Raw genomic sequence first — 13,532 nt, forward strand, 5'->3', positions numbered from 1 at the left:
AGATGAAAGAACAGGGCGTAGCAATTGAACTAAAAGAACTGTCTAAAATATATAAAATTTATGATAATCCTATTGATCGATTGAAAGAATCTCTGCATTTTTCGGAAAAGAGCTATCACAAGGAATTTGTAGCTATTAACAATTTATCGTTTGAGATACTTAAGGGGGATACGGTTGGAATAATCGGTAAAAACGGCTCCGGTAAATCAACTTTACTTAAAATGATTACTGGCGTTCTTAATCCCTCGAGAGGGGAAATAAATATTAATGGAAAAATAGCCGCGCTGCTGGAATTAGGTGCAGGGTTTGACTTTAATCTCACAGGTATTGAAAATATCTATTTAAACGGTACGTTAATGGGCTTTTCTAAACAGGAAATGGATCAAAAAATAGACAATATAGTTTCCTTTGCGGACATTGGAGATTTTATTAACCAACCTGTCAAAATGTACTCCAGCGGTATGTTTGCAAGGTTGGCTTTTTCTGTTGCGATTAATGTGGACCCCGATATATTGATTGTTGATGAAGCGCTCTCCGTAGGAGATATATATTTCCAAGCCAAATGTATAGCTAAAATGAAGGAATTAGCTCAAAAATGTACGATTCTCTTTGTTTCACACTCCATGGATACCATCAAAAGCTTTTGCAATAAAGCGATTTTAATAGACAAAGGACAACTATTGGAAATAGGGGATGTAAAGAAAGTAGCTCAAAGATATGAGAATATGGTTAATCAGGAAATTGCGGATATGAAGAAGGTAATGTCTTTGGAATCTATGCTTCAATCAGGTGAATCTTCGGTTTTAAATCAGGTTTCGATTGAGGAGGATCCGAATTTTCTGAAACTTGCTGAACAGTTCCGTTCAGGGACGGGAGAGGCCAAATTTATTAGAGCCGACCTACTCGTGAATGGCAAGGAAACGACTACGATTCCCTTCGGGGCTACGGTTACACTCAGACTGCTTGCAAAATATGCCGTTGATGTAGAAACGGAAGGAACTGTCGGTTACATGGTCAGAAACCACAATGGAGTAGATATTTTCGGAATGAACATATATAATGCAGCACGTTTGCTTCCTCCGATGAAAAGAGGTCAGGTTGCAGAAATTAAATTTATTTTTAAAAACCTCTTATCTGAAAGCGGTAAATATTCAATATCAATTGGTTTAAAGCCAAAACCTTTTGAACCCGTTTATTTCGATAGCGTAAGTATTGCGGCCGTTTTTGAGGTACCCCCTATACAAGATAATTATGTTCCCGGCCTTATGTACGTCGATAACCAAGTTGAGGTTGATCTACTACTGCCGCAGGAGGAATAGATTATGTGTGGAGTATTATTTACAGACGACCCGTCTGTCGATAAAGAACTATTTGTTAATTCTTTGAGGTTGATTGAACATCGAGGACCAGACAAATCTTTATGCTATTGGGAACATACCGAAATGAAAATGGGACATAACCGATTGAGCATTCTGGATATTGACGACAGAAGCAATCAGCCCTTTCAGTCCGAAGATGGCCGCTACGTAATGATTTATAATGGAGAAATTTATAATTACCTCGAATTAGCCAAACAGTTTGACCTTCTTACGAGAACAAGTTCCGATACAGAAGTACTTCTTCAGCTTTATATCCGCTTTGGTCCGAATATGCTATCGATGTTAAACGGCATGTTTGCCTTGATTATCTTGGATACTTCAACTAATCAGGTCTTTGTGGCCCGAGACAGGTTGGGGGTAAAGCCGCTATACTATTATAGAAATAGGGGGAACTTTACCTTTTCTTCGGAAATAGCCCCTATTCTGGAGCTTCACAAACTTAGGAAGTTAGACCCTATAGGTATCAGACAGTATAAGAAGATGCGAACTTTCTTTAACGATCGTACTATTTATGAAGATATCAGAAGCTTTCCTGCGGGCTGTTATATGATTGACGGGAAAGTTACAGAATATTGGAAGCTGGATATGGATACTAAGCAACCTCCTTCCGACGAGGAGTTAGCTGATTTGTTAAAGTCCTCTGTTCGTTACAGAGAAATCTCCGATGTCAGCATCGGCAGTTATTTGAGCGGGGGACTGGATAGCACAATCGTTACAGCTCTTTCTAACGTGACGAATACTTGGACTGTGGGGTTTGAGTCTTATAACGAATTTATTTGGTCTAATCTAGCTGCCGAACGTTACGGCACGGATCACTGCCGCGTTACAATCCAAGAAGACGAATTTTTAACTTTAGCTGATGCAATAATTAACAGAAAAAAAGAACCTATTTCGGTTCCCAATGAAGTCCTTTTATATAAAATGACTCAAGAGGTAAGTAAGAAAAACAAAGTTGTATTGAGCGGTGAAGGAGCAGATGAATTGTTTTTTGGTTATGACCGTATTTTTAGGTGGGCTGCTTCTGTTGATAAGTTTACTATTGATGAATTTTCTTCTTATTACTCGTACAGCCAAGATGCTGATCTGGAAATTGTAGAAGACGCTATTAAACCATTCCTCCAATATGAGACGCCACTACACATAGTTTCTGCTTTTTTTCAGATCGCTCACTTACAGGGACTGCTAAAAAGACTGGATAGCGCTACAATGTTATGTGGAGTTGAAGCACGTTCTCCCTTTGTAGATTATAGATTAGTTGAACGTCTTGCCGGTGTCGGTGCAGATTATAAAATGAAAGATAACATAGTCAAAGCACCATTAAAAAGAGTATTTAAAGATATCTTGCCAAATGAAATTATTGATAGAGAAAAAGTGGGTTTTCCGGTGAAAGTTGACGAAATATTCTCTGGCAATAATGAAAAACAAACAGGTATGGATAAATGGTTCGACTATAATTTAAATAAACTGATGGAGGTCCTATGATAACTGGTTATACTTCGGGAGTCTTTGACTTGTTCCATATCGGACATCTAAATCTGCTGAAAAACGCGAAGTCATTATGCGATAAATTAATCGTCGGGGTTACTATAGATGAATTGGTTGCCTATAAGTACAAAAAAGCTGTGATTCCATTTGCCGAAAGAATGGAGATCGTAAGAGCAATTAAATATGTTGATGTGGTGATTCCACAAGAAAGTATGGATAAATTTGAACTTTGGAAAAAATTAAAGTTTGATCTTATGTTTGTCGGCGATGACTGGTACAATACCGATCGCTGGGAAGAGTATGATGAGATGTTTAAAAATGTAGGAGTCAAAATCATCTACTTTCCATATACCAAAGGAACTTCCTCTACTTTATTAAACCAGGCTCTGTTGAAATTGAGAGACGATCAATAAAATGGCAAGGAGTTTTTATTTGTGACTACATTAGTTCTGAATAATCTGAAGGTGTCAGCTAAAATAGCATTTGTCCTTCACAATCTCGTACTGTATGAAACCGTTAAGCCTATTCTAGAGGCGCTAACAGCGGAATCTATTTTATTTGACTTGCTGGTACCGGAAATTGAAGAAGGCGACTGGAATGAAATGTCTCGAGATACTTATCTTTATCTCAAGGAAAAAGGATATCCGGTTCAATTCCTAAAAAGTAAACCTCTCGATAAATATAAACTTGCTTTCTATCCATACTTGCCGTATTACATTGAAGTGGATGCCGATTATAAGGTCAGATATCAATACGGCATGGCTAAGCCTTCATGGAACCTGGATGCATGGAGCTCAAAATTTGACTTTATTTTCTGTAATAGTACATATGACTATTCTGTTTTGAAACATTATACACAAGCAGAAATATCGGGACTGATAAAATTTTCATATTTTCAAAAGAAACCGACTCAAAATGTAAGGAAACGTCTGTTGTACCTTCCTACTTACGGAAGTCAATGTTCTATCGAAGAAATTGGTCCATGCATACAAGAGCTTAAAGAAGAGTTTGATATTACTATTAAATTGCATCATGGAACTACTTACCTGGAACCGAATCGAGTCAGTTTAGCACATACTATTTCGGACAGGGTATTGGACCATAGATCTTCTTTAGTGGATTTGTTTGAACAAACGGATCTGGTTCTTTCTGACGGATCAGGAGCTATATTTGACGCGATTGCTACCAATACGCCGATTGTCGTTTACCAGCACAACAAGCCGGAGTATTTTGAAGAGATTATGCCTTTAGAAGAGTACATTATCCTAAATGACATGGTCCCTCACACAACAGATGTGCGCCATCTGAGAGGAAAACTTCTGGAAGCACTGAATGATAAAGTTTATCAGGAAAAGCTTAAGAATCTTTCCGATGAACTTTTTCCTGTGAAGGGTGAAAAATCGGTTCAGATCGTAATGAAGCAGGTAATAAAACTGCTTCGGGATGATATTGATCCTTACCAACATGCTGCCCATAAACGATTAAACAACTATATGTATCTTCTAGAAGCAGATAAACAAAGAGCGGAAGAACAACTCCAAGAGGCAGGCAGACAAAAATATGAAATAGAAGAGCGAAAGAAGGACTTAGAAATAAGATTGGCCGATAATAGAGTCCATATCCTTAAAGTAGAAGAATTGATGAATACCAAGAGCGAACATATTCTTCAATTTACGGAGCAAGTATCAAAGCTGATTAAAGAAAAAGAGGAGCTTCTGGCCAGGTTTAATGCGCAGGAGGAAGAACTGAAGCAATCTGAAACGAGACTTGCAGAGGCTTTGCAGGTAAACGAAGCGAATCAAGACATAAGTAAGCAGCTAGAACTTAAAAATCATGAACTCAGCAGAGTTTATCATGAATTAAATAATATTTACGGATCTAAACGATGGAAAATGGGCAATATTTTAAGAACCGCTTTATATAAAACAAGAGGGATTTATTTACTAAAAGGTTTTAAAATATGGCGCCAGTTTGGAACTCGTGTTTTTTTGAAAAAGGTGAAACATAAGTTAGTAACTAAAACCATTCAAACAGTTGAGAATGATCATTCTACTTACGCAAGAAAAGATGAGGACAAACTGTTAAACTGGTACGAATATAAGTTTTTGAATTATAAAAAAATGAGAAACTCAAAATATCCGCTTGACTTAGGTAAGATATCTATTTCATATGAGAAAGAACTAATTTCTATCGTTCTTCCTGTTTACAATGGAGAAACGATGATCGGAGAAGCGATAGAGAGCATTCTAAAACAAACATATTCGAACTTTGAATTAATCATTCTTAATGATGGATCAACGGACAAAACTCCCCAAATACTAAATCATTACGCCAAGTTGGATGAAAGAATCCGGGTAATTCATCAAGAAAATTTGAAAATACCTCGTACGTTGTCCAAAGGCTTTAGTTTGGCAAAAGGAGAGTTTTATACTTGGACGAGCGCTGATAATAACTTACATCCAAATTGTCTGGAAATTATGGTTGAAGAGCTCAAAAAAGATGAAAATGTTGGTATGGTTTATGCCAATATGAAACTGATTGACGAGACGGGGAGACCACTAACCAATCATGGTTGGTATGAGCAACCGGAAGGAAGTTCGTGGGTAATCCTTCCTGAGCGAACTTTGGAATTAAATACTTATCCTAATAATACAATTGGGGCGGCTTTCATGTATCGCGCTAAAGTCGCTGTAATTCTAGGTGATTACTCTAAATTTAAACATACCCTAGAAGATTATGATTATTGGATGAGAGTTAATTCATTGTTTAACCTTAAACATGTGGAAGAACAGAGCCCTATATACGATTACCGTTTTCACTCTCAATCGCTTACTTCTCAAGATAAAGAACTGGGTATTACTGCAAACCGGTACAAACTAATGGTGCTGGACGATTTCAGAAGAGACTTTTATCTTTCTCCGTTGATTTGGATTATCGAGGGATCCGGACAACTTGTCAAAGAGATGCAAGAACTCTGCATATCCAAAGGACATACAGTAATCACGAGAGAAGATCTTGGAGTTTTACCGGCTATCAATCTGGGAATTCCGATTTCCTATGTCTTGTTTTCCGATTCATTAGATGATCATCATGACCTTCCTGATGGTGTTTATAAAACCTTAATAAGCCGCGAAGTTAGTGGCGATGGATATTTGATGAGATATGGGGACGATTATCAAAAAGATAAGGACTCAGCAGTGACAGCGGCGGATATGCACACAGTTTTTTGTTATCTGGACAGTAAAGTTAAAAACGATCATTTGTACAAAATTGAGGAAATGATAGATCTAAACGATTGTAAATATCAAAAGAAACTATCAATAGTTGTATGCACATATAAACGGACTCAAAAATTGATTTCAACTTTGGAATCTGTCATCGAGCAAAGTTCCGACAGAAACGAATATGAAATTATTATTGTCAATAATGATTACCACAATGTTGAGATTGAGAATGCATTAGTCGAATTAAAAAAGAAACATCTTATTAAAGAGGAGAATTTCCTGCGATATGTGATTTCTCCCCTTAAGGGGCTATCCTATGCCCGAAATACAGGTTTATATGCGGCTCGTTCCGATATTATGCTTTATCTGGATGATGATGTAATAGCTGACTATCGATTGGTGGAAGAAACGATTAATGGGTTCAATCTTCATCCGGAAGCAGGAGTCATTGGCGGAAATATCATATTGAATCTTCCCGAGCCTCGTCCTGAAGTTGTAATACCCGGACAAGAGGCACTTTGGAGTCAATTAATTATTGATGGAGACGAGTATAAAGAGTCCAAGTATCAATGGGAATTCCCCTACGGCGCAAACTTTGCGGTAAGAAGAACGGCGCTAATGCTAATTGGAGGATTCCGTACCTCTTATGGGAGAAAAGGGAATGACTATGCGGGTGGGGAAGAGATTGTCGTTTCTTATTTAATGAACCAAATTGGTTTTAAAGTAGGATTGAATCCTAAATCTAGAGTTATACATGATGTTGATACAGGGAGATACACCGAAGAGCACGTGCATAAAACTCTAAGGGCCAGTGTGATCACTCATTATCAGCTTCAAAAGGATTTATACAGCCCGATGGATTCGGATATAAATTACGATAAAAGCAGGGTAGATTTATTAAGGGAAGAGCTTTCAATTTTGCGAGGGAAGGAAATAAAGGAAAATAACTACGATGTCTTTTATAAAGAATGCCTTCTTGAAGCATATGAAGAATTGATCAAGATTAAAGAGCAAGACACCGAAAATCGGAAACAACATGTTTTAGCTACTCTTGCTCAATAAACGTTACAATTAAGGGGCATTGCAGTGAAAATTGTTTATTTTTCACCTATTATGTGGAATGATCTGAAACAGAGGCCGCAGCATATTGCGGAAGAGTTAGCTCGTACCCATGAAGTGAGTTATATTGAGCCTTCTGTAAGTTTAATCAGTTCGATTATTAATAGAAATCATTATTATAAAAAGGAATTTAAAATAATAGGGGATAACTTGTCTGTATATCGCCCTTCAGGAATATGGAGGCTGCCTAAAAGTTTAGAGTCAAGAGCTATCATGCAAATTAATACTAGGAGTGAAAGAAGACAACTACACCGGTTCATGGAAGATGCAGATCTTTTTTGGCTAGGTAGTCCTATATTTGAGCCGCTTATTGGAAACCAGTATAGGGGGAAAAAGATCATTTATGATAAAATGGACGATTATCAATTTCTAACGAGTAATTCACTCCTACGTAAAGTAATCGGGATTAATGAAGAGAGACTGGTCAAACGGGCGGATAGTATTTTCATATCAAGTAAAGCCTTTTATGATAAGATTTCAAGAATAAATCCCAAAGTGCATTTAATTAATAACGGAGTTGATAGCGACACCATTATGTGTAGTGAAGAAAGTAAAATCTCTCAAGCTATACGTGAACTTAAAAAAAATAACAATACAGTATTTGGTTATGTAGGTACCATTGATCATTGGTTTGATTATGAGATTATTCAGACAATTATAGACTCAGATCCTCATTTTCATGTTTTAATTGTAGGAAGGAATAATATTCCGACAAAAAAAATCGTATCCAATCAAGTGCACTACTATGACCCTATTCCTAAAAAGCAAGTGTTTGATGTAATTAAACATTTAGATTACGGTTTATATTGTTTTAAACAGGGTGATTATTTGGATACTATTGACCCTGTGAAAATTTATGAGTATTTAAGTTGCAATAAAAAGATAATAGCTGTATCGAATGAAGAAATTGACAAGTTCGGGGATAAAATAATTGTTTATAAAACAAAATCGGATGTTAGAAAACTTCTTGGCAATTTAACAAGTTTCCAGTCGCCTTTTTCTACTGAATTAGATCTGAATCTCTTTATACAGACGCACAGTTGGCGCAATAGAGTGAGGGAGATTGGAAACATAATCGGTGCAGACGAATTTCAATTCAATAACCAGTAAGGAGCGATTGTGTGCAAGATTTGGACAGAAAGGACAAGATACCAACATTGTTTATTGTTGTACCTTGTTATAATGAGGAAGAGGTCTTATTCGAAGCTGCTTCACGATTATCAGCAATTCTAACAAATTTAATGGAAAGTAGGGGGATATCTAACGATAGCAGAGTAATGTTTGTAGACGATGGAAGTAAAGATAAGACATGGATGCTAATAAGTGAACTATCAGAAAGATCACCCCACTATAAAGGATTGAAGCTTGCTAAAAATGTAGGACATCAAAACGCTTTGCTGGCGGGACTTCACTTTGCGAAAGATTATTGTGATATCGCTATATCAATCGATGCTGACTTGCAGGACGATGTGGAGGCAATAAGCGAATTCATTGAGAAATACCATGAAGGTTACGATGTGGTTTATGGAGTCAGAAACAACAGGGACACAGATACTTATTTTAAGAAAATGACTGCACAAGGGTTTTACAAAATAATGAGTAAAATGGGCGTAGATCTCGTTTATAATCATGCCGATTATCGCTTAATGAGTAAGAGGGTTTTAGAAGAACTAACGAATTTTACAGAGACAAATCTGTTCATTAGAGGAATTGTTCCTCTTATAGGATTTAAATCTACTGAGGTATATTATAAGAGACATGAGCGTTTTGCAGGTATATCTAAGTACCCTCTGAAAAAAATGGTTGGATTCGCCATGAATGGAGTCACATCGTTTAGTGTAACTCCAATTAGGTTTGTAAGTTTTATAGGTTTTTTAGTCTTTCTGACAAGTATATTGGCTGCGATGTATACATTATACGCAAAAATAACCGGTCAAACTGTAAGTGGCTGGGCTTCCTTAATGGTATCGATTTGGTTCCTTGGTGGTATACAATTAATGAGCTTAGGATTGATAGGAGAATATATTGGAAAAATTTATAAAGAGTCAAAGAGAAGACCCAAATACATAGTTGAGAAAACAGTTTAACTCGAGGAGCCGAAATGTTAACAACATTCTTAAGTGAAATACAAGGGGAAAAGAAAAAAAGATTTATTTATTTAATAATTGGGTTAGTTTGTTTTGTTATTTTTCTCCAAATTGATTATTTGAAACCATACCTGTTGTCATTCTTACCGATGGCAGCACTTTTAACCGTAATATCACTTATAATTCGCAGTTATAATCTGTATCCTTCAGAAAATGCCAACAAATTAACCAATCTATTTTTCATACTTAGCCTTGTGAGTAATTTGCTGGTATTTTCATTTGTACAACGAGAAAAGTTTATCTACTTTTGGGATTTTTCAGCTTACTGGAATTCAACCATTCTTTTTAGCGATCTCTATTTTAATAATTTTACACAAGCTGTTAAACAAGTTTATATCAGCATTCTAAACGATGATTATAATGTGGTACCAATCCTTCCTATTATGTTTATTTTTAAATTATCGGGCGGAAGTTATGAAAGTTTTGTTCTTTCCATATTAAATTTATACATTTTACCGTTTATCATTTTATTCACTCTCTTTATGATCAAGGCTTTTAACATCGGCTCACATAAAGGACATATTTTTTTGCTTATGGGCATTTGTTTTTTTCCTGCTTTACTTTCACCACTGTTATCAGGCTATTTAGATTCAATCGGCCTATTATTTATAGGGCTTCTGTTAGTGATTCTCTATAATAAAAAGCAAGAAGAATTGTCTCTAAAAGATATACTGCTCCTTTCTTTCCTTTTAATCGCATTGGCTTTATCAAGAAGATGGTACAGCTATTGGGTTGTGGGTTTTTTTAGTGCCATATTTATAGCTGAAGTGTTAAAACTATTGTTTATTAAAACGTATCTTTTTAAGAATTTCATAAGAACAATAAGTAAATTTTTTTATGTGGGAATATTTTGTGTCCTTATACTCGCTGTGTTCTTTAACGGTTTCTTAGTCAGGACTATTTCGAATAATTATTCCTATGCTTACTCGGCATATAAGCTTGGTGGCGTAATGGAGATATTTGAGGGCTTAATTCGCTACCATGGGTTCTTCTATTTTATATTGATACTGATTGGGTTTGTTTTTGGTGTCACAAATCATAAATTTCGTTATATTTCCACTGTACTGGGAATACAGGCTGTTGTGGTTTTTATACTGTTCACTCGTGTGCAAAGCTTTGCCATTCATCATTATTATTTATTTACCGCTACTTTCTTGTTTTTCTTTTGCTTAGGCTGTTACTTTATTGTGAATTTACTAAAGCAATCAACAATTAAATCTATTCTTGCAGTCATTATTCTGGGGCTTGTTTATCTTAATTTTTCTAATGCATTTATAAGCAGCTCTAATAGCGGTAAACTGCTGGGGAAAGCTTCGATTATATATGGGAATTATAAACTTTACCCGCGGGTAAGAGATGATATCCCTCAGCTGACTGATTTAACCCGATATTTAAATGAGCTAACGGTCAATACTAGCAAGCGAGTGTATGTGTTATCCAGCTCCGGTATTTTAAATGACGATATAATAAGGAAACTGGAGATGCCTGAAAAACTGGATGCTTTACCGAGTATGTTTGTCACCCATCATGTGGATAAACGGGATGGATTCCCGGAAGAAATTTTTGAATCTGAGTATCTGGTTGTTGCAGATCCCATACAATATCATTTAAGGCCGGAAGATCAGCAAGTCATCGGTATAATTTCTAGTTCTTTATTGAATCAAGATATCTTCGGTAAAAATTATAAAGTCCTAAAAGAATTTAGCCTAAGTAATCAGGTTAAAGCTAAAGTATTTCAAAGACAGACCGAATTAAATGCCGAAACAAAGGGCTATGTGAAAGATCTTTTCAAACAGCAGTATGCAAATGACCCTTTATTCTTTAAATAGGGAGTTGACGCGGTATGAAGGGTATAATTTTAGCAGGCGGCACAGGCTCCCGGCTTTATCCGCTTACCAAAGTAACCAATAAACATTTGCTTCCGGTAGGGAAATATCCTATGATTTTTCACGGTATTAGCAAGCTTAAACAGTGTCAAATTGATGATGTGCTCATTATTACCGGAAAAGAGCACATGGGGGATGTTGTTAATCTGCTAGGGAGCGGCCATGAATTTGGACTTAAATTTACCTATAAGGTACAGGATGAAGCCGGTGGAATTGCGCAGGCACTCGGACTAGCAGAAGATTTTGTGTCCGATGACCGAATGGTTGTCATATTAGGTGATAATATATTCGAATCAAGTATCGCACCTTTCGTTAAAAATTTTAATGAACAGAGAATTGGAGCCAAGATTTTAATTCAAGAAGTAGATGATCCTGCAAGGTTTGGTGTTCCGGAAATCGGAGTGAGCCATATAATGTCTATCGAAGAGAAGCCATCTAATCCTAAGAGCCAATATGCGGTTACCGGAATATATATGTATGACAGCTCGGTTTTCAGAATTATAAAAGAATTAAAGCCCTCCAAGCGCGGAGAACTCGAAATAACGGATGTTAATAACGCTTATATCAAAAAAGGAGAACTTACATTTGATATTCTTGAAGGCTGGTGGTCGGATGCGGGTACTCATGAGTCTTTGGCGAAGGCAAATGAACTAGCTAAAGAAGTGAGCCTTCAGAATATCTTTACTAACAAAATTTAGCGAGAAAGGATACAAGTACATGAATATCCTATCTACTAATTTTCAAGGAGCTATCTTAATCGAACCTACGATTTATGGTGACAACCGTGGCTTTTTTATGGGAAGCTACAACGCAGCAAGGTTTGGGGAATTGGGTATAGCCAATCAATTCAATCAAGACAATCACTCTTTGTCTAAGGAACCCGGAGTCCTTAGAGGACTTCATTATCAGCTCCAGCCGAAAGCGCAAACCAAGCTTGTTCGTGTTCTAGCCGGTGCGATTTATGACGTGATCGTTGATATTCGGAAGCACTCGCCAACTTTTGGCCAATGGCAAGGCTTTATCCTAAGTTCATCAAATAAGAGACAGCTTTTGGTTCCAAAGGGATTTGCACATGGTTTCTGTACATTGGTGCCTGATACAGAAGTGCTTTACAAAGTAGATGAGTATTATTCTCCTGAAAACGATCGAGGAATACTTTGGAACGATCCCTCGCTAGGGATTGATTGGCCGATATCTATGCCTGTATTGTCAGACAAGGACAAAAAACATCCACGCTTACAGGATGCTGAAATTAACTTTGATGAAGAGGTAACTTCATGAAACTTTTAATTACAGGCGGTGCGGGCTTTATTGGCACTAATTTTATCCTATACATGCTTAAAAAGTACCCTCATTATCAGATTATTAATTTAGACGCTTTGACTTATGCAGGAAATTTAAACAATCTTAAGCAGGTCGAGCATAATCCTCGGTACACATTTATACATGCCGATATTACCGATCGGGCTTTCGTTTCATCAGTGTTTGAGCAAAAAATCGATGTAGTAGTGAACTTTGCGGCAGAGTCTCACGTGGATCGAAGTATAGTGCAGCCGGATATCTTTGTTAATACTAACGTTCTGGGGACACAAGTCCTTCTGGATGCAGCGAGATCACATAAAGTAACGAAATTTATACAAGTGTCGACTGATGAAGTTTACGGTTCTTTAGGTGAAACAGGTTTATTTTCAGAAACATCTCCACTGTCTGCTAACAGTCCGTATTCGGCAAGTAAGGCGGGCGCCGATTTACTCGTTCGTGCTTATCATGAAACCTTTGGATTACCTGTTAACATTACGAGATGCTCGAACAATTATGGGCCTTATCAATTTCCCGAGAAACTGATTCCTCTCATGATTTTAAACGCGCTTGAGGATAAAGATTTACCGGTATATGGAGACGGACAGAACATTAGAGATTGGCTATACGTTGATGATCATTGTTCGGCATTAGATCTTGTAATCCATAAAGGCCAAAATGGAGAAGTTTATAATATCGGTGGTAATAACGAGCGAACTAATCTGACGATTGTAAAAACCATACTCCGAGAACTGGGTAAATCAGAAGAACGAATTACTTATGTTCGAGACCGCCCAGGCCATGACCGGAGGTATGCCATAGACTCCAATAAAATTACTCGGGAGTTGGGATGGAAACCACAATATGAATTAGACAAGGGAATTAAAGAAACTATTCTCTGGTATTTGCAAAACAAAAGTTGGTGGGAAAATATCCAGTCAGGTGCTTATCAGGATTATTACTCAAAACAAAATGGAACAGCTGATGAATAAG

10 protein-coding genes are annotated in these 13,532 nt (G+C 36.9%); all 10 read left to right on the forward strand.

Annotated features, from left to right (window positions below; translation table 11 throughout):
- The first annotated feature begins 2 nt into the window (after positions 1 to 2).
- Genes KVT34_RS19470 through rfbB form a run of 10 tightly spaced genes read left to right on the forward strand, consistent with a single transcriptional unit; the run spans position 3 to position 13,531 of the window.
- Positions 3 to 1,319, forward strand: coding sequence for an ABC transporter ATP-binding protein (locus KVT34_RS19470; RefSeq protein WP_217560474.1), 1,317 nt, complete (start codon positions 3 to 5; stop codon positions 1,317 to 1,319).
- Between the two features lie 3 nt (positions 1,320 to 1,322).
- A complete protein-coding gene (gene asnB, locus KVT34_RS19475; protein ID WP_217560475.1) occupies positions 1,323 to 2,861 on the forward strand; it encodes an asparagine synthase (glutamine-hydrolyzing) in 1,539 nt (512 codons plus the stop codon).
- Entirely contained in the window at positions 2,858 to 3,277 is a 420-nt protein-coding gene (locus tag KVT34_RS19480) for an FAD synthase family protein (RefSeq protein WP_217560476.1), read from the forward strand. Before asnB ends, KVT34_RS19480 begins: the two co-directional genes overlap by 4 nt.
- 21 nt (positions 3,278 to 3,298) lie before the next feature.
- On the forward strand, positions 3,299 to 7,150 hold the full coding sequence (locus KVT34_RS19485; protein WP_309244110.1) for a glycosyltransferase: 3,852 nt from the start codon (positions 3,299 to 3,301) through the stop codon (positions 7,148 to 7,150).
- A 24-nt stretch (positions 7,151 to 7,174) separates the two neighbouring features.
- Entirely contained in the window at positions 7,175 to 8,317 is a 1,143-nt protein-coding gene (locus tag KVT34_RS19490) for a glycosyltransferase family protein (RefSeq protein ID WP_217560477.1), read from the forward strand.
- A 20-nt stretch (positions 8,318 to 8,337) separates the two neighbouring features.
- Positions 8,338 to 9,294: a glycosyltransferase family 2 protein gene (locus KVT34_RS19495; protein ID WP_217560525.1), complete on the forward strand. Its 957-nt coding sequence runs from the start codon at positions 8,338 to 8,340 to the stop codon at positions 9,292 to 9,294.
- Between the two features lie 14 nt (positions 9,295 to 9,308).
- Positions 9,309 to 11,183, forward strand: coding sequence for a hypothetical protein (locus KVT34_RS19500; RefSeq protein ID WP_217560478.1), 1,875 nt, complete (start codon positions 9,309 to 9,311; stop codon positions 11,181 to 11,183).
- A gap of 14 nt (positions 11,184 to 11,197) precedes the next feature.
- Positions 11,198 to 11,938 (forward strand): sugar phosphate nucleotidyltransferase, encoded by a 741-nt coding sequence (locus tag KVT34_RS19505; protein ID WP_217560479.1) that lies wholly within the window; start codon positions 11,198 to 11,200, stop codon positions 11,936 to 11,938.
- Between the two features lie 19 nt (positions 11,939 to 11,957).
- A complete protein-coding gene (gene rfbC / locus KVT34_RS19510; protein WP_217560480.1) occupies positions 11,958 to 12,521 on the forward strand; it encodes a dTDP-4-dehydrorhamnose 3,5-epimerase in 564 nt (187 codons plus the stop codon).
- Positions 12,518 to 13,531 (forward strand): dTDP-glucose 4,6-dehydratase, encoded by a 1,014-nt coding sequence (gene rfbB / locus KVT34_RS19515; protein WP_217560481.1) that lies wholly within the window; start codon positions 12,518 to 12,520, stop codon positions 13,529 to 13,531. The genes rfbC and rfbB overlap by 4 nt, the downstream gene beginning before the upstream one ends.
- Position 13,532 lies beyond the last annotated feature (1 nt).

Source organism: Paenibacillus sp. GbtcB18 (assembly GCF_019091125.1).
Taxonomy (GTDB): Bacteria; Bacillota; Bacilli; order Paenibacillales; family NBRC-103111; genus Paenibacillus_F; species Paenibacillus_F chitinolyticus.

What these genes read in the sequence shown, in the direction of transcription:
- rfbB (WP_217560481.1), top strand. Translation starts at nt 12,518, where the DNA reads ATGAAACTTTTAATTACAGGCGGTGCGGGCTTTATTGGCACTAATTTT.
- rfbC (WP_217560480.1), top strand. Translation starts at nt 11,958, where the DNA reads ATGAATATCCTATCTACTAATTTTCAAGGAGCTATCTTAATCGAACCT.
- KVT34_RS19480 (WP_217560476.1), top strand. Translation starts at nt 2,858, where the DNA reads ATGATAACTGGTTATACTTCGGGAGTCTTTGACTTGTTCCATATCGGA.
- KVT34_RS19500 (WP_217560478.1), top strand. Translation starts at nt 9,309, where the DNA reads ATGTTAACAACATTCTTAAGTGAAATACAAGGGGAAAAGAAAAAAAGA.
- KVT34_RS19470 (WP_217560474.1), top strand. Translation starts at nt 3, where the DNA reads ATGAAAGAACAGGGCGTAGCAATTGAACTAAAAGAACTGTCTAAAATA.
- KVT34_RS19505 (WP_217560479.1), top strand. Translation starts at nt 11,198, where the DNA reads ATGAAGGGTATAATTTTAGCAGGCGGCACAGGCTCCCGGCTTTATCCG.
- asnB (WP_217560475.1), top strand. Translation starts at nt 1,323, where the DNA reads ATGTGTGGAGTATTATTTACAGACGACCCGTCTGTCGATAAAGAACTA.